The sequence below is a fragment of the Candidatus Brachybacter algidus genome (genome assembly GCF_016707225.1).
Taxonomy (GTDB): domain Bacteria; phylum Bacteroidota; class Bacteroidia; order Chitinophagales; family Saprospiraceae; genus Parvibacillus; species Parvibacillus algidus.
In genome coordinates this window covers 928,938-950,108 of sequence record NZ_JADJID010000003.1, presented here as the reverse complement: position 1 = coordinate 950,108, position 21,171 = coordinate 928,938, and the positions used below count along the sequence as shown (strand labels likewise).

Below are 21,171 nucleotides of genomic sequence, written 5' to 3'. Positions count from 1 at the left end.
ACCATATTAAAATCAAATTTATCATGAACTTTCCTCCATTTAAATATACGGCAGCAGAAAGATTTTTGCATTACGTTACCATAGACACACAATCAGATCCGACAAGTCCGACTACACCAAGCACGGAAAAACAGAAAAACCTTGGAAAAATCCTCGTTCAGGAGTTGCTCGATATGGGTATCTCTGATGCACATATGGATGAGCATTGTTATGTGTATGCCACGCTTCCTTCAAATTCTGACAAGGAAGTGCCTGTCATTTGTTTCTGTTCACACATGGACACAAGCCCTGATTGTTCAGGCGAAAATGTAAAACCAATTGTTCACAAATCTTATGCAGGTGATAAAATAGTATTACCACTCGACCCAGCGCAAGTACTGACGGTAGCAGATCATCCTGCATTGGCTGACCAGATCGGCAATGATATAATAACTGCCAGTGGAGACACACTATTAGGTGCTGACAACAAAGCCGGATTGGCTGAGATCATGGATGCAGTATATCAACTAATCAATCATCCTGAAATAAAGCATGGAGACATCAGGATTCTATTCACTCCGGACGAAGAGATCGGACGTGGAGTAGATAAAGTCGATATGAAAAAACTTGGTGCTAAGTTTGGTTATACGATGGATGGCGAAACACTTGGTCATGTAGAAGATGAAAACTTCAATGCGAAGTCGGCTGTCATAAATATCACAGGAGTTTCAGCACATCCCGGATTTGCCAAAGGCAAGATGGAAAATGCCATTAAGATCCAGCAGGCTATACTTCAAGCCCTGCCTATTCATACGCTAAGTCCTGAAACAACTGATGGTAAACAACCATTTATACACCCAACGGCAGTCAAAGGAAATCTTGAAAATGCTGAGTTATCGTTTATTCTGCGTTCATTTACACGAGAAGAAATGGATCGTCTCGAAGATATCCTGGAGGCTATTTGTGTGCGGGTAAATAAAGACTTTCCCAATAGCAAACTTGAAGTGATCTTCAAGGAGCAATATCGCAACATGAAAGAAAAACTCGATGAATTTCCCCAAGTGGTAGACTATGCCATGGAAGCTGTTACCAGAGCGGGCGTTACTCCAATTAGAACTTCAATTAGAGGCGGAACAGATGGTTCCAGACTGTCATTTATGGGGCTTCCTTGCCCGAATATATTCGCAGGGGAACATGCATTTCACAGTAAGCAGGAATGGGTGAGTGTACAAGATATGGAAAGAGCGGTAGACACTATCGTGCATCTGGCGATGATATGGGAGGAGAAAAGTTAGCACTTTGGCGCGTTGGTTTGTTGCGTAAATAAAAATACTTTTGTTTTTAAAGTGTTTAGGCAATAGGCTGCAATCCTTTAAATAGTTAGATTTGCTTCTTTAAGATAAAACTCACAAAAGATCTTAGCCCTTCTAAAAAATAAATTCGAAATATGTTTCCCGAATAATAAAATTAGAACTGTAGGGATAGGTCGCAACCTGTCCTTACAGTTCAAGTTTTATTATGTTATAGTCCTGCAATTTTGATGCTCATCATATAGAATTTTACTTAGCACACTACAGCAATTTCAATTGATGCATTAATTAACTCTTCTAAAACCTAAAGAATATTTCAAAGCTATACGCACTATTGTCAAATTTGGAGATCAGGTCATCATCGAATCCATATGGGCAATAATGATAATTGACTTCCATCCCGATGTAATTTCTTCTGAATATGGGTTTTAGAACTGAAAGTCCAATGGAGGAATGAAGTGTTTCTACATTATGAAAAAAAGTTTCTTCCGATTCTTCATCATACTCTCTCAGGCCGGTACTGATCGATTCATATCCAAGTGCTATTTTTGGTATAATGATTAAATTTTCATTTTCAAATATCTTATAACCTCCGGCTAGTCCTATCGAAAACCCTAATTTTGAATTAACATCATTAATTATTCCGAGGGCGTAATAATCAAAGTTTTCATCATTAATATTTAACCGAAACTTCATGTATATCTCCCCTTGAATCTTGTATTTTAAAGGGCTTGCAAAAGAAATACCAAAATAAGGGTTGGTACCAAATCCTTTACTTTCATTAAATGGGGTATAACTGCCTACATACACATGGCCACAAAAGCTTTCTCTTGAAAAATATCTTCTGTCATTGTTGCTAAATTCCTGTATAAAACTACCGCGATAATTAGATTTTTTATTTTCCTTTTCAAATGAATTTACTTCTCCTGAGAATAAAATACAAATTAACTTTTCATCATTATTTAGCTTTTTTTTAATTAATAATTCTTTTGCTGCAAGCATCAAAGCACTATCCAATTGATGTCTTAGCGGCACATAATTATAGTAGGTCCTGTAATCTCTTGAAATATATTGGTATTCATCGGCAGCAGCATTCTCCATACGATTTTTATATACAAAATGAAGATCATCTCCGAAATAGTTTTCAATCAATTGATCCACATTTCTATCTGCAATTAAATTATAAATTATTTCTGAACGCGCAATAATTTCGGAATTTGGACATAATTGTTTCCATTCATCAATAGTCATGCCAGCTGCGCTGTAATCCTTTTCTATAATTTGTCTAGCAAGGATATCTGCCTTTTGTTTTGATAAAGAATCACATAAAATAGAATCGACATTTCCTCTAGAAGATTCGATAAGATTTCCGGCATGAATTAAATTAAAACAAAAAAAGGATAGTATAAAAAGTATGTATTTCATTTCATAAAAATTCACTAATTAATTTTGCAATATTGTTGAGTAAATGTAGCCTATCTCATCTTAATTTCCAATTTATCCTCGGCATCCAAATCATAAACTTTATTTAAAATTTCAAGTTAAACAAGCATATGGAAGCAAATAAATTTAAATGTGCCGTCATTGGTGCATCTACGAATCCGGCCAGATATTCCTACTTGGCTATGAATAAACTTAAGGCATATGGTTATCCTGTGGTAGGCTATGGCCTAAAGGATGGAGAAGTAAACGGCATGGAGATCATAGGAGATAAGCGCCTGGAAGAAGATATACACACGGTCACCTTATATGTAGGCCCAGCGCACATACACGATTGGATACCATTAATGCTTTCCTTGAAACCCAAGCGTGCTATTTTCAATCCGGGGACAGAAGACATTGATACGGAGCGTACTTTAAAGGATGCCGGAATTGAAACTATTCAAGCATGCACTTTGGTCATGCTTTCGATTGGTAATTTCTAAATATTAGATTCTAGATTCTAGAGTCTTGATTCTAGCCTCTGATTCCTATTCTTCTTCTTCAAACTTGACATCCTTCCGGCCTTTCTCAGCCTGAATTCGCCAATCTGTCGTATTTTGATTTAAAAATTCGTTGACCTTATCTATGTCAAAACCGTGTTTTATTTCACCAAATTCATTGATGTGAATGTCAAATTCTTCAAGTGATTTATGTTCAGAATTTTCGTTTTTTTTCTTGTTCATTATTCGATCTGATTTAGGAAATTTTATTCAATTCATACATTTGCAGGCCTTTCTCCAATCTTGAAACTACTTCTTCCTGCCCTATCAATTCAATCGTTCGGAAAAGATCCGGTCCTTTTGTGCCTCCTGTCAAAGCAACTCTTAAAGCAGGAAATACTGCTCCAAAACTTATCCCACTTCTTGCGATTTCTTCTTTGATAACACTTTCTATACTTGAAGCGTCGAATTGTGGCATAGCCGAAAGCAAGCCAATAATAGTGCTGAAAACTTCTGCACTTTGTAAATTCCACTTCTTGAGAATTGGTTCCATTTCAAACTCACTTACTTCCTCAAAGAAATAATGCGTCATTGGTAGAAACTCATTTGTATTAGTCACTCTTTCTTTTACAAAGTCAATAACCTGAAGCATCTTGTGTTCATCAAATGAAAGTCCGGCCTTTACAAATTCACCACCTGCCATATAAAACAGCTCCTCAGCCGATGCATTCATGATATACTGATGATTGAACCATTTTGCCTTATCAAAGTCGAAGCGACTGCCTGATTTGCCGATTTTTTCCAAAGAAAAAAGATCAATCAATTCTTCCAAAGTCATAATTTCCTGCTCAGTACCGGGATTCCATCCCAATAATGCAAGGAAATTAAGTACTGCACCAGGCATAAAACCTGCCTCTCTGAAACCGTTCAATGTTTCTTCTCCATCCCTTTCCCATGACAATGGAAATACAGGAATACCTAATTTATCGCCGTCTCTTTTACTTAATTTACCTTTACCACTTGGTTTTAAAATCAAAGGCAAATGTGAGAACAACGGCATTGTATCTTCCCATCCAAATGCCTTATAAAGCAAAATATGATGAGCTGTGCTCGGCAACCATTCCTCGCCTCTAATTACATGGGTGATCTTCATTAGGTGATCATCTATGATATTCGCAAGATGATAAGTAGGAAATCCATCCGCTTTCATAAGTACCTTATCATCCAATCCGTTGGACTGAAACGAAACATCCCCTCGTATGGCATCAAAAAAGGAAACTTCCTGATCCGCTTCCACTTTTAACCTGATGGTATAAGGAGTGCCGTAAGATATTTCTTTGTCCAATGTGTCTTTGTCCATAGCCAGACTATTTCTCATTGAAAGCCGATTGGCGGCGCTGTAGAGAAATGCTCCACCGGCTGCTTCTGCTTTTGTCCTGGCCGATTCCAACGCTTCCTGGGTGTCAAATGCCAAATAAGCTTTGCCGGATTCGACTAATGCATCTGCATATTTTTTATAAATATCGAGTCTTTCACTTTGGCGATAAGGCCCACATTCTCCGCCGATTTCCGGACCCTCATCAGGCATCAATCCAACCCACTTGAGTGAATTTTTAATATAATCTTCAGCCCCTTCAACCAATCTGTTTTGGTCAGTATCTTCTATTCTCAGAATGAATTTGCCATGATGCCTTTTGGCAAATAAATAGTTATAAAGCGCAGTTCTCACACCACCTATATGTAGTGCACCGGTTGGGCTAGGTGCAAATCTTACTCTTACAGACATTATTTACTTATTAATTAAAAAAAACAAAAGTAAAGGAAAAATAGAAAATAGATGTCAGATGTCAGAGCTCAGAAAATAGAAATTAGAAATTAGAAATCAGAATAAGTTTTTGAAACTGACGTTTTGTTTACTTATCATCCATTACCCATTACCCATTACCTATTACCCATTACTCATTACCTATTACCCATTACCAATTAATCATCACCCATCCAACTCCCCAAGCAGCAGCAACATCTCCCTTGCAGTCTCATGCTCATTAACTTCATTGGCCCGTTCAAAATACTTTTTTGCTTTTTTTAATGAACGTTTAGCTACCTCTCCTTCCAGATATATAAAGCCCAGGTAAAGATTGGACTCATCTATCTCATATGGAGTGTGAAATTTGTTCTTGTCCTTAGCTACTTTTTTGAAATGTTTTAGTGCCTTCTCCTTATTGACATCAGTGCCTATACCATAATAATAACACAGACCGACTTTGAATGAATAATCAGCATGATCCAGTTGCATAGCAATTATACCACGATAGCGCCTTCTATGTCTTGCTTACAGCCAATACCTTCAGATAGACAAAGTGCCATTCTGGAAATACCTTCAGTATCCATAAGCGCTGCGGCATTGTAATACATTTTAAAAGCTTTCTTTTCATCTTGCTTCACAATTATACCTTCTGTGGTGTCTTCATAACCATCAGCAAAATAATCTCCGGCTTCAACCATAGCAGTAGGGTCGCCGGCTTTGGCCATGTCTAAAATAACCTTCCAACTTTTTTTATCTATCATATTCAGAACTTAATATATTTTTGATCCTTAAGTCAAATCTAATGCTTTAATCTCTATGTCCAAGAAAAAAACCAATGTTCAGGCAAAAATTGATCCTGTAATTAATCTGGAAATAAAAGTTTCAGATAATCAATCAATACTTTCAAGAGAGCAAATCAAGTTCAATAAATTGAATGCAAGGATTCAGAAATTGAAATCCCAAATTCAATCTGACACTCAAAAACTGGACGAATTTCTGAGTCTTTATGTCAGTATAGTTGTTCCTGAACAAAAGCTATTGATAGTTGAAAAATTAAATTTGGCTAAAGAAATTGATGCAAAGTTAGCATTTATTAAGTTACCCAAGAAACTGACCAATCAGGTTGAGCAATTAATGATTCAAATCCTGGATGAAGTCATAGGTCAATCCGAACCCAATGAAGAGTTAAATAACTTATACAAAAAATACAATGGGCGGACTTATGAGGAAGATTTGCAGGAAGAGAAAGAAGAAATGGCAGAAATGTTTAGTAAATTTTTCTACGAATCCACAGGATTTAAATTTGACCCGGAAGATCTAAAGAATGAAAATCCTGATTTTGAGAAAATGAGGGACAGCTTTACTCAATTTAATGAACAGAATAAAAAAAGTCGAAAAAAATCCAAAAAACAAATTGAAAAAGAAGCGCTTGAAGAAGAAAAACAGAAGCTAAAAGGTAAAAGTCTCAGAAGCATTTATCTATCTCTTGCTAAAATTCTGCATCCTGATAAGGAAACTGATGAAACATTAAAGCATCAGCAGGAAGAATATATGAAGTTAGCTACTACTGCATACGAATCCAAAGATCTTGCCGGTCTTCTAAGACTTGAAGTTCAGTGGATCAGCCTGCAGACTTCATCACTTGACTCCATTCCGGACGAAACGCTCAAAGCCTATTCAATGCTGTTAAATGATCAGGTAAGGGAGTTGGAGGCAGAGGCCTACTCTATATCAAGTCACCCAAGGTATGCCCCGATCCTGAGATACCAAAGAATGAATCCAAAATATATTAATTCTGTAATGACGAATGAAGCAGGCCAAATTAAAAGCAATCGTCAAATTCTCATAGAATGGCAAGGTGACCTTGAAGATAAGTCGCTCGTCAAAGAAACACTTAAGGAATGTGTGGAATCAATGTTAGATGAGGAAGAGGAAGATATGGATCTTTTGAATATGTTGTTTAGGTAGATGATATGAGTAAAAATGTCGGTTTGTAATATTTTAAATATCACAGAGTTTCGCAGAGAAGACTCAGAGTTGCACAGAGGTATAAGAACTAAATGCTAAATACTGACTTATCTGTGATGCATTCGACGATAGTCAAATAACTTTGTGCCCCTCAAAAAATGCCCAATCGAAGTAAAATCTCCAAGTTAAACGCTACTCTAATTCATTTGCAAAATCAAAAACCTCAGTGGAACTCAGTGATACAATCATTTCTCTCTTCCTACGGAAATGCAATAAAATAATAATCCACCTGCCGATTAAACTGATCCTCAAACTCTGCTTTGCTAAATGACCCACCTGATCCCAACCAGCTTTTCATCGTGCTTATTTTATAACCAAACTCATCAAAAAGGTCAAAGATCATAGCTGGAGTCGTTCCATAAAAATCAGACGCACCCAATCCATGTTCGAAAATAATTACGGGTCTTTGTTTCTCCAATATTCCTGTAGCGCCTTTTAATACCTGATACTCAGCACCTTCTACATCGATTTTGATCAGGGAGATTGGCAAAGTAATCGGGATTACATTATCCATCCTATCCGTTTTGACATCAATCTTTTCGATGACTTCATCGCTTTTTTCATACTTTCTTTCCTTCATTCCGCTATAGGCCGGATTGGAAATGACATAGTTAAATGATGTAGTCCCTTTTTGCTCACTTAATGCCAGGTTGATAATCTCGCAGTTAGTGCCATGATATTTTTTCTTCAATGATTCATACATCGATGGAATTGGTTCGAAGCCAAAATGCTTTCCATCAGGAGCGCATCTAAAGATGATGTCCATTACTTCACCTTTGTGACAACCCACGTCGATACAGTTACTATCATGGCGGCAGACTTTAGCGATGACCTGTCTTGTCTGCCTATCATATATCTGATTTTTAGTAAAATCTATTGGAAAAGACTTTACTATTTTTTTTAAAAACTCCTTCATTCGTTGCAAATAAACAATTATTCTATTAAAATATATCAATTTTGTTACCTTCGGAACAGATAAAAAGAAGACTAAATGAAAGCAACTACTGCTTGGACATTTTACGATTGGGCCAATTCAGCTTTCGCATTGGTTATTACCGCGGCGGTTTTTCCGAGTTATTTTCTTAAAAATACAGATGATGTAGTGACATTTTTCGGTATTACAATGTCTAATAGCTCTCTGTATGCATATATACTTTCTGCAGCCTACTTATTCGTGGCTATTCTATCTCCTTTCGTATCAGGATTTGCGGATTCTGCTAATAATAAAAAAATGATGCTCCTGATCTTCTCCACTTTAGGATCTATAAGCTGTATGGTATTGTATTATTTTGATGGAATGGTGCATCTACAAGTTGGAATATTTGCATTTATATTAGCTATGATCGGATACATCGGAAGTAATGTTTTTTACAATGCATTTTTGCCGGAGATCACTACAGAGGATAAATTTGACAGTCTTTCGGCGAAAGGTTTTTCTATGGGATATATCGGGAGTGTGATTCTGCTTTTGGTGAATCTGGCAATGATACAAAATCCTGCATATTTTCATATTGCCACAGTACAAATGGCGGTGAGGATCAGTTTTATTATGGTCGGCATCTGGTGGATGGGCTTTGCTATTATCCCACTTTATTACTTGCCAGGAAGCTACAGATTGCTATTAAAAAGATCCAAAATAGCAGAGGGTATGTGGATATTAAGAGACGTATGGTACAAACTCAGACATTTGCCCAACATTAAAAGATATCTAGTGGCATTTTTCTCATACAACGCAGGAGTTCAGACTATAATGCTTTTAGCAGCGGCATTTGCTGAAAAGCAATTGGGCTTTGAAACCTCCGAACTGATCATACTCATTTTGATCTTACAACTAGTAGCAATTGGTGGTGCATTCCTTTTTTCAGGACTCTCAAAATTGAAAGGAAATAAATTCTCGTTAATTACAATGTTACTAATATGGATTCTGATCTGTGTGATTGGCTATCTGGTGGTAACTAAATTTCAGTTTTATGTGCTGGCATCTTTCGTAGGTCTTGTGATGGGAGGCATACAAAGTCTTTCCCGCTCGACTTATTCCAAACTTATTTATTCTTACACAGGAGAAACCACGAGTTTTTTTAGCTTTTATGATGTAGTAGATAAGCTTTCGGTGCTGGTGGGGACCTTTAGCTTTGGTTTTATAGAAATGATCACAGGCGGTATGCGTAATAGTATTATTGCCTTAGGTATATTTTTCGTGGCAGGCATCTTATTGTTATCCAGAGCCAATTTAAAGCCATCTGAACAGGAAATTATCATTACACCAACTGTTTAACAGCTTAACTACTTAATCATTTACACAAAAAATTAAGTTAATTATTTTTTTGCCATTCTATTAATCATTAACTTTACTATTCTTATTAGTTTTATATGTTTCGTTTTCTATTCTTTTCAGTCATAATATCTACAAGTTTTGGGCAATCTGCATATGCTCAGAATCCTTCTTTCAGTGAAAAAATCAGTGACGGATTGGGCTCTTATGGATTTATTGAAAAGGATGCTTTCTTTTTTTCAGTCCTGAATAGAGATCAAAGCGCCGATACCAAATCACTGTCTGTTAGACACAAACTCATCACTCCTACTGGTGCCAAGCATGCATTGAATCAACAATTAATGGATCAAAATGGATGGCAGTGTTCAGGAGATCAAAGCTTGTTCAAGAAGACCAATCCAATCACAATAAAATCTTTCGGTGCAGATGCAGTAAGCGGAAGTAAATTGTATTCAGGCATATTCAAGACTGATTGTAAAGATGTAGTAACGCCTGATAGTCAAGTAGGTTATGATGAAATAGTAACAGAAATTATTGATATTCAAACTCAATATCATCCCAATCTATCAGAAGCAGTATTAGCCGACAATTCTAAGTATCTGGTTGGCGCTTTTAAAATTGTTGCAGGCAATAGCACAGAGTTGCTTACCCAATTGCGCATAATAAATAAAGGTACTGCCACTGAAGGGGATGTTATTTCAAATGAGGCTTTCAAAATCTACTATGAACCAATCAGTGCTGCATTTAGATTCGACGGAGATGAAACTTATGGGGGGACACTATTTGGCGATGATGCAGGAGATGCGACCAACAATAATATTTATCAGAATAGCCAACTGAGCATTCCACTTGGAAAGGGAGTTTGGATATATGTGGTTATGCAAATAAATTCAGATCTTGACTTAGCAATGATGAACAAAGATGATCTTACCATATCTTTAGCTATTGCTAATGACGGTTTGTCAATAACTCAGCAAGGGAGTGATCGTTCATTGGTCCGAATAGATGAAATAAATATAAGTGAAAATAAGTCTATCCCACTTCCATTAAAGTGGATATCTTTTGACGGATGGGAGCGCAAAAACTCTGTTTTATTGCAATGGGTTACCTCTTCAGAATTAAATGTAGATCACTTTATGATAGATGCTTGTCTTGATAAAGTAAATTGGATCAATATTGGGAAGGTGCATATCAATGGCAATCCCGGAAATACATACGCGTTTGAAGACCAAAGAAATATTAGAGGTATTAACTACTATAGAATACTTCAGGTAGATAAAAGTGGCGAAACTAGCTTCTCTAAGATTGTAGCAGTGAAAAAGGTAGATCGAAAAAGATATCTTGTTTATCCAAATAATACCAATAATATTCTGAGTGTGACGAATGAATTGGGTGAGCGTTTCTCCGGCCCTATTGAAGTATTTGATGTCAATGGAAAAAAGTACAAACTTAATTCCTCCAATGAAACCTATTCAGTAACGCAATTACATCCTGGTGTTTACTTCGTACAGATCGGTGATGATTTTCTGAAATTTATTAAATATTAAGGTTTCATTTCTTATGAATTTAAAGTCCTTCATTTTACTTTCTTTTTTATTTTTTTCTTTCACAACCTATTGCCAAATCCCTATTACAATACTAAGCGTGGATTCATTAGTTGGGTCCAATCATGCCGGTAGAAATTGGTGGGATCTCCAGCATTATACCATAGACATCGAGACAGATATTGATAACAAACGGCTTTCTGGGAGTGTGTCAATAAAATATAAAGTGATCGGAGATGGTCATGTGATGATGATAGATCTTCAGGCTCCCATGCTGATCACAAAAGTTACTTCCGGAGCCAAAATAATTCCTTTTAAACAGCAAGGCCGATTCTGGTGGATAGATAAAAACAGCGAGGGTAAAGTAGGTAAGATAGATTCAATTATGATTGAATACAATGGTAGCCCTAAAGTCGCTTCGAACCCGCCATGGGACGGAGGATTAATATGGAATAAGGATGAAAAGGGAAGGCCATATGTAGGCACAGCTTGTCAGGGAGATGGAGCGAGTCTTTGGTGGCCTTGCAAAGAAATCCAGTCGGATGAACCGGATATGGGAGTGGATCTTTTTTTTCAGGCGCCTAAGGATCTTACTGTCGTGTCCAATGGCAGATTATTGTCAAGTACTATTGTTGATGCAGTTAAAAAAAGATGGCACTGGCGAGTGACCCAACCGATCAATAATTATAATGTAACAATGAATATCGGTCAATATGAAAGAATAGCTGAAATATATGAAGGCAAGAAAGGCCCCTTGGATGTGTCATTTTATGTTTTAGATTATAATCTGGAAAAGGGAATGGAATTATTTCCTGAGATCAAATTAATGTTGGAATGCTTCGAATCCAGAATAGGACCTTACCCTTTTTATGAAGATGGATATAAGATGATCGAGACGTCTTTTTTGGGCATGGAGCATCAAAGTGGGATTGCTTATGGCAATAAATTCAAAAGAGGATATTCAGGCAGAGATCGAAGTAATTCCGGATATGGATTATTGTGGGATTTTATCCTTGTCCATGAGTCCGGTCACGAATGGTTTGGTAATAGCATTACTTCAAAAGATATTAATGACAGCTGGATCCACGAAGGTTTTACGACTTACCTGGAAACAGTTTATACTGAATGTCTTTCAGGAAAAGAAGCAGCAGAAAAATATGTCATCGGTCAAAGAAAGATCATTACAAACAAAAAGCCTTTGATCAACCAATACGGAGTAAATTTCGATGCGCCGGGAGATATATATGACAAAGGAGCCAGCTTGATCCACACCATTAGAACGATCATGGATGATGATGAGAAATTCTTTGCTATGCTTCAGAACATTTGTAAAAAATATTATCACAGTTCAGTTTCATCCGATGAGCTTGAGGCCTACATGATTAAAGAAAGCAAATTAAACCTTAAGCCAATATTTGAACAATACTTACGACATACAGACATTCCAACACTCCAATATACCATCCAGGATGATGTTATGACATTGGCTTGGACGAAGGTTATTCCAGACTTCAAAATGCCTGTGCTTTTGGTTACAAAGCAAGGAAACAGAAAATGGATCACCGCATCAGATAAGCCTGTTTCATTCCGTCTCAATGGAGATTTTGATCATTGGGATGAGAATATTTATTGTGAGTATAAGCTAGTAGAATAGTATAACAGTATGCGTGTTTACCAGTAATCAGAGGAGCAGGGATATGGCTTGCCCTTGTCCGTGATGAAAGTATAATAATCCTCAAAGACATAGGAGTATTAAAGTATTAGAGTTGGACAAGTTTCTCCTACTTCTTCTTACCTTCCAAACAATCGGTCAAAACATAATAAAAACTAGGCCGCCAGCTCTGACTATCCACTATTATACTCTAATACTATCCATCCTTGTATCCCACCAAAATGAAGTATAATGCTCCATAATCGCTATAAATAATGAACCAGCTGAACTGCTCACTCTCATTTATAATTCTTCATTTATCATATTCCGTACAATAGCCATCAGCTGTCTTTGAGCCAGCAGATGACTTCATCCCTCGTGAGAAAACGAGTAGTGACATCTGGCGGCTTCCATCAAAATGAAATACTCAGCCCAATAATCGCTACTCGCTAAGATCCTGGTCCACTGCCCACTCTCATTTATAATTTATCATTCACCATTTATCATATTCCGTATAATAGCCGCCGGCTGTCTTTGAACCAGCAGATGACTTCATCCCTCGTGTGAAAATGAATAGCGACATCTGGCAACTTTCATCCAAATGAAGTGCAAAGCCCAATAATCGCTATACACTAAAATCCAGCTACACTGCCCGCTCTCATTATTCATTATTCATTATTCATTATTCATTATTTAACTGTTCCATTCTATCTTCCTCGAGAAATACATCACAGATCCGAGAATAGCAAACAAGCCAACGCTTCCAGCCAATAATGCATAATCTTCCATCTGTATAATGACATATATAAAGACATATAATGCACTTAATGAAGAGGCAATGAAGATCGAAAACCGACGGCTCTTTAATATCGAATAGGAATACAACATCAACATAGTGATTACGGCTATGGAAGCAACCATATATGCTATCGAAAAACTTGAGTGTTCAGTAATGGATATTAATAAGGTATAAAACATAATCAAGGCCAGGCCGATCATGGTATACTGAAAAATATGGATGGAGACTTTACTGACCATCTGGATTAGGAAAAATATAAGAAAGGTAAGTCCTATCACAAGGAATCCATATTTCGAAACGCGCTCGTTTTGTTGATATTCATCAACTGTATCGATGAGTCTGACGCCAAAATTGTAGGTATCAAGATGTGGCATGGCATTTTTATGAATTTGTGCAAAAGGTCTATTAATGCCAAACACTTTCCAGTCTGCATGAAAGCCCTTATCTGTGATTTTTTTAGAATCATCCTGGGCTGCAAAACTACCCATAAAACTGGGGGATGGCCAATCTCCGTCTATACTGACAGTCGTATTTTTACCCACCGGAATAAATTGAATACTGTTGCTGCCATTGAAGGATATATCGAAATCAAAATCAAATCCTTGTTTAGGGTCCAGGATAAATTTATCACTCTCCAACAATCCGTAGGTGCTATCACTTAGATCTTTTGACTCAAGTTGAAGTGTCTTATCTCCCACTTTTATCCTGAGATCGCTCTTGATACTTTTGAGATTGGTAGTCTGAATCACAAGTGAGGCTTCACTCCATAAGATTTCACGAGGGAGGATGCTCTGTTTGCTGAGATCTGGTTTTGAAAAACTTCCATCAAACTTCATATTGGTTGTAAAAACCATTGGATTATAAATGGCTCTCCTTAATGAGTAATTCATCACTACCTTTGACTTATTGTTAAGTACCTCAGGAAATAAATAGAAGAAATTTGTAGAAATCTGCTTTAATATTCTGGACTTCCCGGTGGTCTCATCTATCTCCGTCGTGATCAGGGAGGAATTGTAAGGAATTTTCAAGGCAGGACCATAAAACTTTACTTCTGAACCCCACATTTGATTTACTTCCTGTACCACGTCATGTTTGCGAGCTGCCCGCTCACGGATCAGATCTTTTACAAATTCCAAAGGGATGAGCAATCCCAGAGTAAGCATACACACCATAATGATCTTGGCAGTATTCGATTGAAATAATGAAATGATTGGATTTCTTCTTTCAGAATCATTGAATTGTTGGTTAACCATGTTTATTAAATTTAATTTAAGATTGAAAGAACTTTGTATTTCAAAGTATGGGTACAAAAAAAATTGATTATTTATTTGATATTAATTTTTCTAATGCTTCTATGTGTTCCCGAAATGCCTTTCGGCCAATCTTTGTAACAGCGTATTTTGTATTTGGCTTTTTTCCTATAAACTGTTTCTCTACACTTATATATTTTTCTGCCTCCAATGCCTTGATATGACTTGCAAGATTGCCATCTGTCACACCCAATACTTCCTTGAGCATATTGAAATCGGCTGATTCATTGACCATTAATACAGACATTATACCAAGCCGTATTCGATGGTCAAATGCCTTATTTATATTTTGAATTAAATTTTTCATAAGCTTTTCAAGATAACCTATCCCTCATATTTAAAGTACATGAGTGCTCCATAAATGATATGACATAGTCCGAAACCTATTGCCCAGAACAATAATCCGTATCCCGTAAAATAGGTAGCTATCAGTCCGATCAAAATAATCGTAATACCTAAATACCTTACACCACCTATTGTATATTTACTTGCATGAACACAGGAAAGACCATAGAATAACAATGTCAGTGGAGCGACATATATAATAAGTCCTTTTTGGATCATAATCAAACAAACTATAGCACCTGTGCTTAATGGTATCAGAAAATTAATGATCAATCTCTGTGAAGAAGTATCCCAAATCTTTTCCCCATTCTTTTTTGCTTTTCTCATACTCAAGAGAACACCGCTGATCAGCGCCAATATCATCACACTAATTCCCAGGATGGTAAGGTCAAATATCTGTTCTGTAGATAAGATGATATCGGTTCCTATTACATTTGGATTTGGGCTTTCATACACGATCATGTAGGCAAGATAAGCTCCAACCAAGGCAAACATTCCAGCCAAAATGCCAGACATACCACTCAGAGAAATAAACCGGGATGAACGGTTCATGATATTTTTAATCTCGGATATGTCTTCCAAATATTTACTCTTTTCCATATAAAAGTACTTTGAGATACAAAGTTAAGTAATTATATTTAAAGTTGTATTTTTTTTTGAAGGAAAAGTTTTTAAAGTGCGCGTTAGCGTGTTTGCATTTTGGCGCTTTAGCTTGTTAAGTAAAAAAGATTATTGTGTGGAAACTGGTGCACTCTCCAATGGCTAACTGGTGCATTTTCCATTCTTTATCTGGTGCATTTAACTTTTAGAATCTTCTCTGTCATACCATAATACTATTATACTGTCCTACTATCCTACTTACCATAATATTTCTTAACCCAATCATAAAGCCCAATACTCATGGCAATCATCAGAAAGCCATATAGAGAATCTTCTACCGGAATGGTGAATATTCGAAATCCTATATTTTCAGCAGCATTGTACCAAACAACCGGTGATTCTGTAAAATATCCTGTCAGCAATCCATTGCTTAAAAGAAAAAAAGGAATTATCAGGAAATAAGTTAGAAAGGTATAATTCATCCGGGTTTTAAAATAAAACATACCCAACATATACAATGCAGTAAATAATCCGGTAAAGAATGTGTAATCCCTTCCAAACCCTGCTACCATAAAGAATAATGAAGTAAATAAAATTACAAGTTTGAGATAAAATTCAGCCTTCTCCAGAGGTATTTTTTTGACCAAGTATTTCAATGCGAAGTAAGTAAATACGCAACAATATGGAATGCAAATAAAAAACAAGACTTCTTCAATGGGCAGATTAACTATATTATAACCGGTTAGATAATCAGCATTAAATCCCCATACGCCTCTGTGTGTGAAGATTATATCCCAAATTATGAAAAATAGGGCAACAATCAAATTAGCCGGAAAAAAATATTTCCACTCTTTATAAAAAGGATGCTTAGGATAAAAACTCGCAATAAAAGGTACAATAATACAAGTAAGATCTACGAGTAGGTAAGTATATTTCATATCTTCTTAAAATATTCCATGAAATATTTCTTTGGAACATACAACATTCCAAAACACTCTCCTTCCTCTTTTCCAAGATGTTTATGATGTACTTTATGGGCTTTTCTCAGCCCTTTTAGATAGGGAGATTTAATATTATCAAACCACTTGAATCTGCGATGGATGATCACATCATGCACCATAAAATAACTTAACCCATAAAGAAATACACCCAAGGCTATAAAAAACAAATAATTTAATTCAGGAATTAATCCAAAGTAAAACATTATGATACAAGGAGTTGCGAATATTGCAAAGAATGCATCATTTTTCTCAAAAGTATTTGCATATTTCGGCTGATGATGGTCTTCATGAAGATACCACAACAAGCCATGCATGATGTATTTATGAGTTAGCCATGTGACCATCTCCATAGTAAAAAATACACCAATTGTAATTAAAATATAAAATATGATTGTCATTAATTATTATTTAATTAAACCTATTTGATACAGCATGGTAGATTTAGATTTTTCATCTACATCACTTTCCTGAATGTTCTTCTTAATAAATGAAATGTCCGCTTGAATGTTTTGATAATAATTTAATATTTTGGGAGCTTTGCTTTGGATTAGTGCTCGTACATATCTAGCATCAATCTGTTGCGGATATTTTGAAATATGGCTTTCTAGCGCTTGCTTACCCTTATTAAAATAATCTAGTTTCTTATATGGATTCATTGTATAATTCGCCATTTGCATGATACCACAATAAAGATAAGGTTTGCCATCAACCCTAACATCATTTTTATATTTAGTGAGAAATGCAGTAAGTTTTGATTCAGTATTTGTGTTATGAAATTCTGACCTTAACACCATCATGTAATTATCCTGTTCCATATAAAGCCAAATTATTGGTTACAGTATATTTACTTTGTACCGAATATATGTTTTAACCACCAAAAACATTTTCACAGAATTAGAGATCCTGATGCGATTGTTAAGAATAGATTCCACGCCCTTCCTTTCTATCTTTCTTAGCAAGACAACGTAATATTTGTAAGCTAGATAAACGCCAAGACGGGCTGTCAGAGGAAGTTTTCGTATTCCAATCTTTGCCTCGTAAAAGTCCTCACGTATCTCATCTATGATTTCCTTCGTAGCTTTTTCATTCAGATCATCAAAGGCTACATTTGGAAAGTAAGATCTGCCAAGTAACTCATTATCCGCTCTAAAATCTCTTAAAAAGTTAACTTTCTGGAAGGCAGATCCAAGTTTGGTCGCATAACTTTTTAAAGCATTATATTCGTTAATATCTCCATTCACAAATACTTTCAGGCACATCAGGCCTACGACATCAGCGGAACCATAAATGTATTTTTCATAATCTTCTCTACTATGGTAATCAGATTTATGCAGGTCCATCACCATACTTTCTAAAAATATATCTGAAAGTTCCTTTAGATCATATTTGTGAAGGATATGCTGAAATGAATTTAGTATCGGATTCAAGCTGATCTTTCTTTCAATCGCCAGATTGTAATCCCTAATAAATTCATCCATAAGCACAGCCCTGTCATATTGTCCAAAACTATCCACGATCTCATCTGCATACCTGACAAACCCATAGATGGCATATATAGCATTCCTGATAGATGGATGGAATAGCTTTATTCCCAACGAAAACGAAGTACTGTAACGTCGAGTTACATGATGACTTATTTCGAAACTGCTTTGATCAAATAACTCTTTCATGGTATTTTTGTATCAATTCACTAACTATTTTTCCAGATATAAGACTAGGAGGTATGCCTGGTCCGGGTATCGTAAGTTGGCCCGTAAAATATAAATTTTTCACCTTATTGCTTTTCATTCGTGGTCTTAGGATGTGAGTCTGCAACAGCGTATTAGCTAGTCCATAAGCGTTCCCCTTATAAGAATTATAATCCTTTACAAAATCATCTACTCCGTAGGACTCATAAAACACTATATTATCTAATACATTTTGACCGGTTATAAATTCCAACCGATGGATAATCAGATCAAAGTATTTTTTCCGTACTTCTTTATCTTCTTTTAATCCCGGAGCAATTGGCATTAAAAATATTCCCGCCTCATGCCCCTCAGGAGCGCAAGTTTCATCAGTGATACTTGGAAAGCTAGCATAGAATAAAGGATCTTCAGGCCATGAGGCATCGTCATAGATCGTCCTGGCATGCTCTTCGAAGTCGGAATCAAAAAATAGTGTATGATGAGATAAATTACTTAACTTTTTATCAAATGCCACATAAAATAGTAATGCCGATGGTGCGAAAGTCTTCCGCTCCCAATACCTCTGGCTATATTGCCTGTTCGCTTCCGGTAGCAGCGTCTCAGTATGTGCATAGTCTGCACTACTTAACAAGATATCACAATCAAAATCTCCATTATCTGTTGAGACCATTGACGCCTTATTATTTGTAACTTCAATTGAATTAACACTGATATCAGTCATAATCTTCACTCCTAAACTCTGAGCAAGTTGAATCATTGCCTCTATCACTTTGTACATACCTCCTTTTGGATGCCATGTGCCCAGTTCAAAATCAGCATAATTCATAAAATTATAAAATGCTGGAGTATTAGAAGGTTTAGCACCAAGAAAAAGTACAGGAAATTCAAGGATCTTCTGTAGTTTTTTATTCCTTATGTATTGAGCAATCTGTGTTTTGACAGACTTAAAGAATAAGCCCAACTTCATAGCTGTGGCTGGAGTTATGATCTCAAATATACTTTCTCCTGGTTGGTACACAAGCTCCTGCATTGCAATCTCATAATTGCTTTTAGCATTAGAAAGGAATTTACCCAACTTTTTAGCACTACCCGGTTCAACAGCATCAAAAGTATTGCTGATCTTTTCTATTGAATCTCCAATGAGGACTGAATCATTTTGACCAAAATAAACCTGATAGGCGGGATCTAATTTGTCAAGTGCATAATAATCTGATACCTGAGTGTCGAAATCTTTAAAAAAACTTTCAAATACATCAGGCATCCAGTAGAATGTCGGTCCAATATCAAAAGTAAAGCCGTCTCTTTTTAATTGTCTTGCGCGGCCTCCAGCTTGCGTATTTTTTTCCAAGATAGTAACTTCATAACCAGCTTTAGCCAAGTAACTGGCTGCTGCCAGACCTGAAAAACCTGCTCCTATTATTATTACTTTTTTATTTTTGTTTTGCTCCACTAGTGCTATAATATAATATTTTTCACAAATATAGTATGTTTATGCACTACATTGTATATGTATCATACAATATTGTACTAAATATTTTATATCTTTGCAATTTACAAATTAAAGCTATGGGAAAAAAGGAAATTTTATTAGAGTTGGTGGATCAATTTTATGAATTCTCAAATGCACGACCAGACGATAAGGAGTGTACCATGACTGATTTTCTTGGATATTTAAATGCCAAAAATAAAGTTTTGCCCATTTCAATGAGAAAGTTTGAAGGCCAAGAAGAAGGATGGCTGAAGGAAAACCATCGCAAAGTAAATAATGACATTTCAATCCTAATGGTCTTTATGTATCGCTATGCTAAAGGTTACATTAAGAAAGCGTTGAGGGATAGCGTTCTTCAAACACCTGAAGAATTTACCTTTCTGATCACGTTAATGACTTATACCAGTATGACCAAAACCCAGTTAATCAACTCTCAAATAATGGAGAAGACTTCCGGCACGGAGATCATCAAAAGACTTTTTAAACTGGGCTTAATAGACGAAAAGGATGATCATGATGATAGAAGAAGCAAACAAGTGTTTATCACAGAACTAGGGAGAAATGAAATTATATCTTTGCTACCTGTCATTGATACTGTGGCAGATATTGTGATCGCCAACCTATCAATCGAAGAAAGAAATTCGCTGGCATATCTTCTAAATAAAATGGACCACTATCACAATGATATTTTTCAGAACAAAAAAAACGTAGAGTTACAACTTTTGGTTTATTCAGGGGAATCTTATGTTTATAAAAGTAACTTGAATAGTGCTGATCGTTAGAAACATAAATTTCCCATTATTTTTTCAAAATATCGTTACTGTTTAAGACAATCTTGAGTTTATTCAAAAAAGGTTGGTCCGCTTGCTGTTTATCAATCAAATGAAATCTATATTTAGTTAAATAAAGAAATAGAAACTCACCTCTATCTGCATAAGCATACAATTCCTTTATAAAAAATGAAGTTGAACTACCATTTTGAGAAATAGTCATTTCTTCAAGATTATTTAATTCAAATTTCATAATGCCTTTTTTGTGCATTGAAGCGATCTGGTTCACGTATATCCAAGGTCTCAGCAATAAGAATACTCCACCCAATAAATACAAAAATGATTTTTTTTCAAAAGCCTGAATTGGAAAAATCATAAACAAGAAAACAAGGATCAAAGTCACTCCAACAATTGGGTTAATATAAGTAAATCCAAAAGCAAAATAATGTCTCAGTATTGCTTTCTTATACTCTTGCTTTGATATTTCCTGTGTAAATTCCATATTTTCCTTACTATTGAAAAGTCTTTTATTTTATTAAAAGGCAAAATAACATTTATTCTTTCCAGCTTTTACCAAAATTCAATTTTATTTTTATTAAATAAACAACACGTTATTTTCTAAACATTTTTTTTACTTTTACCCTAGACAAGATCAT

Annotated in this window: 22 protein-coding genes; 7 read left to right on the top strand and 15 right to left on the bottom strand. The window is 35.9% G+C overall.

The window, feature by feature from the left end:
- Positions 1–23 precede the first annotated feature (23 nt).
- Entirely contained in the window at positions 24–1,274 is a 1,251-nt protein-coding gene (pepT, locus tag IPI15_RS13895; protein WP_287420757.1) for a peptidase T, read from the top strand.
- Positions 1,275–1,586: 312 nt separating this feature from the next.
- On the opposite strand, the gene IPI15_RS13890 is transcribed toward pepT, so the two are convergent.
- Positions 1,587–2,714, bottom strand: coding sequence for a hypothetical protein (locus tag IPI15_RS13890; RefSeq protein WP_287420755.1), 1,128 nt, complete (start codon positions 2,712–2,714; stop codon positions 1,587–1,589).
- Between the two features lie 128 nt (positions 2,715–2,842).
- Between IPI15_RS13890 and IPI15_RS13885 the strand changes: the two genes are divergently transcribed.
- Positions 2,843–3,214, top strand: coding sequence for a CoA-binding protein (locus tag IPI15_RS13885; protein ID WP_287403161.1), 372 nt, complete (start codon positions 2,843–2,845; stop codon positions 3,212–3,214).
- A 45-nt stretch (positions 3,215–3,259) separates the two neighbouring features.
- On the opposite strand, the gene IPI15_RS13880 is transcribed toward IPI15_RS13885, so the two are convergent.
- The 4 genes from IPI15_RS13880 to IPI15_RS13865 form a co-directional block, all read right to left on the bottom strand.
- Complete coding sequence (locus tag IPI15_RS13880; RefSeq protein ID WP_287403163.1) at positions 3,260–3,454, bottom strand: hypothetical protein; 195 nt, start codon at positions 3,452–3,454, stop codon at positions 3,260–3,262.
- 13 nt (positions 3,455–3,467) lie between these two features.
- The gene (gene gltX, locus IPI15_RS13875; RefSeq protein WP_287420753.1) at positions 3,468–4,997 is read right to left on the bottom strand and encodes a glutamate--tRNA ligase; all 1,530 of its coding nucleotides are present in this window, start codon (positions 4,995–4,997) and stop codon (positions 3,468–3,470) included.
- Positions 4,998–5,201: 204 nt separating this feature from the next.
- The gene (locus tag IPI15_RS13870; RefSeq protein ID WP_287420751.1) at positions 5,202–5,507 is read right to left on the bottom strand and encodes an SEL1-like repeat protein; all 306 of its coding nucleotides are present in this window, start codon (positions 5,505–5,507) and stop codon (positions 5,202–5,204) included.
- A 5-nt stretch (positions 5,508–5,512) separates the two neighbouring features.
- The gene (locus IPI15_RS13865) at positions 5,513–5,779 is read right to left on the bottom strand and encodes an SEL1-like repeat protein (protein WP_287420749.1); all 267 of its coding nucleotides are present in this window, start codon (positions 5,777–5,779) and stop codon (positions 5,513–5,515) included.
- 55 nt (positions 5,780–5,834) lie between these two features.
- Between IPI15_RS13865 and IPI15_RS13860 the strand changes: the two genes are divergently transcribed.
- Positions 5,835–6,986: a hypothetical protein gene (locus IPI15_RS13860; protein ID WP_287403168.1), complete on the top strand. Its 1,152-nt coding sequence runs from the start codon at positions 5,835–5,837 to the stop codon at positions 6,984–6,986.
- Between the two features lie 259 nt (positions 6,987–7,245).
- Here IPI15_RS13860 and IPI15_RS13855 read toward each other — a convergent pair whose 3' ends face one another.
- Positions 7,246–7,962, bottom strand: a complete 717-nt coding sequence (locus tag IPI15_RS13855; RefSeq protein WP_287403171.1) for an FkbM family methyltransferase — start codon at positions 7,960–7,962, stop codon at positions 7,246–7,248.
- A 75-nt stretch (positions 7,963–8,037) separates the two neighbouring features.
- On the opposite strand from IPI15_RS13855, the gene IPI15_RS13850 reads away from it, so the two are divergent.
- The 3 genes from IPI15_RS13850 to IPI15_RS13840 all read left to right on the top strand — a co-directional run bounded on the left by IPI15_RS13850 (position 8,038) and on the right by IPI15_RS13840 (position 12,516).
- Positions 8,038–9,321, top strand: a complete 1,284-nt coding sequence (locus tag IPI15_RS13850; RefSeq protein WP_287403172.1) for an MFS transporter — start codon at positions 8,038–8,040, stop codon at positions 9,319–9,321.
- A gap of 95 nt (positions 9,322–9,416) precedes the next feature.
- Positions 9,417–10,865 carry a T9SS type A sorting domain-containing protein gene (locus IPI15_RS13845; RefSeq protein ID WP_287403174.1) on the top strand — a complete coding sequence of 483 codons (1,449 nt, stop codon included), beginning with the start codon at positions 9,417–9,419 and terminating at the stop codon, positions 10,863–10,865.
- A gap of 97 nt (positions 10,866–10,962) precedes the next feature.
- On the top strand, positions 10,963–12,516 hold the full coding sequence (locus tag IPI15_RS13840) for a M1 family metallopeptidase (RefSeq protein ID WP_287420747.1): 1,554 nt from the start codon (positions 10,963–10,965) through the stop codon (positions 12,514–12,516).
- A gap of 690 nt (positions 12,517–13,206) precedes the next feature.
- Here IPI15_RS13840 and creD read toward each other — a convergent pair.
- The 8 genes from creD to crtID form a co-directional block, all read right to left on the bottom strand.
- Positions 13,207–14,565 carry a cell envelope integrity protein CreD gene (gene creD, locus IPI15_RS13835; protein WP_287403177.1) on the bottom strand — a complete coding sequence of 453 codons (1,359 nt, stop codon included), beginning with the start codon at positions 14,563–14,565 and terminating at the stop codon, positions 13,207–13,209.
- Between the two features lie 67 nt (positions 14,566–14,632).
- The gene (locus tag IPI15_RS13830) at positions 14,633–14,929 is read right to left on the bottom strand and encodes a winged helix-turn-helix domain-containing protein (protein WP_287403179.1); all 297 of its coding nucleotides are present in this window, start codon (positions 14,927–14,929) and stop codon (positions 14,633–14,635) included.
- 17 nt (positions 14,930–14,946) lie between these two features.
- Positions 14,947–15,567 (bottom strand): hypothetical protein, encoded by a 621-nt coding sequence (locus IPI15_RS13825; RefSeq protein WP_287403181.1) that lies wholly within the window; start codon positions 15,565–15,567, stop codon positions 14,947–14,949.
- A gap of 254 nt (positions 15,568–15,821) precedes the next feature.
- Positions 15,822–16,505 (bottom strand): lycopene cyclase domain-containing protein, encoded by a 684-nt coding sequence (locus IPI15_RS13820; RefSeq protein ID WP_287420745.1) that lies wholly within the window; start codon positions 16,503–16,505, stop codon positions 15,822–15,824.
- Positions 16,502–16,966, bottom strand: coding sequence for a sterol desaturase family protein (locus IPI15_RS13815; RefSeq protein ID WP_287403184.1), 465 nt, complete (start codon positions 16,964–16,966; stop codon positions 16,502–16,504). The genes IPI15_RS13820 and IPI15_RS13815 overlap by 4 nt, the downstream gene beginning before the upstream one ends.
- Positions 16,967–16,972: 6 nt before the next feature.
- Positions 16,973–17,383 (bottom strand): hypothetical protein, encoded by a 411-nt coding sequence (locus IPI15_RS13810; RefSeq protein WP_287420743.1) that lies wholly within the window; start codon positions 17,381–17,383, stop codon positions 16,973–16,975.
- A gap of 18 nt (positions 17,384–17,401) precedes the next feature.
- Positions 17,402–18,238, bottom strand: coding sequence for a phytoene/squalene synthase family protein (locus IPI15_RS13805; protein ID WP_287420741.1), 837 nt, complete (start codon positions 18,236–18,238; stop codon positions 17,402–17,404).
- Positions 18,222–19,706: a bifunctional phytoene desaturase/3,4-desaturase gene (gene crtID, locus IPI15_RS13800; protein ID WP_287403188.1), complete on the bottom strand. Its 1,485-nt coding sequence runs from the start codon at positions 19,704–19,706 to the stop codon at positions 18,222–18,224. The genes IPI15_RS13805 and crtID overlap by 17 nt, the downstream gene beginning before the upstream one ends.
- A 116-nt stretch (positions 19,707–19,822) precedes the next feature.
- Between crtID and IPI15_RS13795 the strand changes: the two genes are divergently transcribed.
- Complete coding sequence (locus tag IPI15_RS13795; protein WP_287403189.1) at positions 19,823–20,527, top strand: MarR family winged helix-turn-helix transcriptional regulator; 705 nt, start codon at positions 19,823–19,825, stop codon at positions 20,525–20,527.
- A gap of 16 nt (positions 20,528–20,543) precedes the next feature.
- On the opposite strand, the gene IPI15_RS13790 is transcribed toward IPI15_RS13795, so the two are convergent.
- Positions 20,544–21,017, bottom strand: a complete 474-nt coding sequence (locus IPI15_RS13790; RefSeq protein WP_287403190.1) for a YcxB family protein — start codon at positions 21,015–21,017, stop codon at positions 20,544–20,546.
- Between the last annotated feature and the right edge of the window lie 154 nt (positions 21,018–21,171).

Bases quoted from the DNA above. Each gene is read 5' to 3' on its own strand.
- IPI15_RS13855 (WP_287403171.1), bottom strand. From the start codon at position 7,962: ATGAAGGAGTTTTTAAAAAAAATAGTAAAGTCTTTTCCAATAGATTTT.
- IPI15_RS13850 (WP_287403172.1), top strand. From the start codon at position 8,038: ATGAAAGCAACTACTGCTTGGACATTTTACGATTGGGCCAATTCAGCT.
- IPI15_RS13890 (WP_287420755.1), bottom strand. From the start codon at position 2,714: ATGAAATACATACTTTTTATACTATCCTTTTTTTGTTTTAATTTAATT.
- IPI15_RS13845 (WP_287403174.1), top strand. From the start codon at position 9,417: ATGTTTCGTTTTCTATTCTTTTCAGTCATAATATCTACAAGTTTTGGG.
- IPI15_RS13815 (WP_287403184.1), bottom strand. From the start codon at position 16,966: ATGACAATCATATTTTATATTTTAATTACAATTGGTGTATTTTTTACT.
- IPI15_RS13860 (WP_287403168.1), top strand. From the start codon at position 5,835: ATGTCCAAGAAAAAAACCAATGTTCAGGCAAAAATTGATCCTGTAATT.
- pepT (WP_287420757.1), top strand. From the start codon at position 24: ATGAACTTTCCTCCATTTAAATATACGGCAGCAGAAAGATTTTTGCAT.
- IPI15_RS13865 (WP_287420749.1), bottom strand. From the start codon at position 5,779: ATGATAGATAAAAAAAGTTGGAAGGTTATTTTAGACATGGCCAAAGCC.
- gltX (WP_287420753.1), bottom strand. From the start codon at position 4,997: ATGTCTGTAAGAGTAAGATTTGCACCTAGCCCAACCGGTGCACTACAT.
- creD (WP_287403177.1), bottom strand. From the start codon at position 14,565: ATGGTTAACCAACAATTCAATGATTCTGAAAGAAGAAATCCAATCATT.
- IPI15_RS13790 (WP_287403190.1), bottom strand. From the start codon at position 21,017: ATGGAATTTACACAGGAAATATCAAAGCAAGAGTATAAGAAAGCAATA.
- IPI15_RS13880 (WP_287403163.1), bottom strand. From the start codon at position 3,454: ATGAACAAGAAAAAAAACGAAAATTCTGAACATAAATCACTTGAAGAA.
- IPI15_RS13810 (WP_287420743.1), bottom strand. From the start codon at position 17,383: ATGGAACAGGATAATTACATGATGGTGTTAAGGTCAGAATTTCATAAC.
- IPI15_RS13820 (WP_287420745.1), bottom strand. From the start codon at position 16,505: ATGAAATATACTTACCTACTCGTAGATCTTACTTGTATTATTGTACCT.
- IPI15_RS13805 (WP_287420741.1), bottom strand. From the start codon at position 18,238: ATGAAAGAGTTATTTGATCAAAGCAGTTTCGAAATAAGTCATCATGTA.
- IPI15_RS13795 (WP_287403189.1), top strand. From the start codon at position 19,823: ATGGGAAAAAAGGAAATTTTATTAGAGTTGGTGGATCAATTTTATGAA.
- IPI15_RS13885 (WP_287403161.1), top strand. From the start codon at position 2,843: ATGGAAGCAAATAAATTTAAATGTGCCGTCATTGGTGCATCTACGAAT.
- IPI15_RS13825 (WP_287403181.1), bottom strand. From the start codon at position 15,567: ATGGAAAAGAGTAAATATTTGGAAGACATATCCGAGATTAAAAATATC.
- IPI15_RS13870 (WP_287420751.1), bottom strand. From the start codon at position 5,507: ATGCAACTGGATCATGCTGATTATTCATTCAAAGTCGGTCTGTGTTAT.
- IPI15_RS13830 (WP_287403179.1), bottom strand. From the start codon at position 14,929: ATGAAAAATTTAATTCAAAATATAAATAAGGCATTTGACCATCGAATA.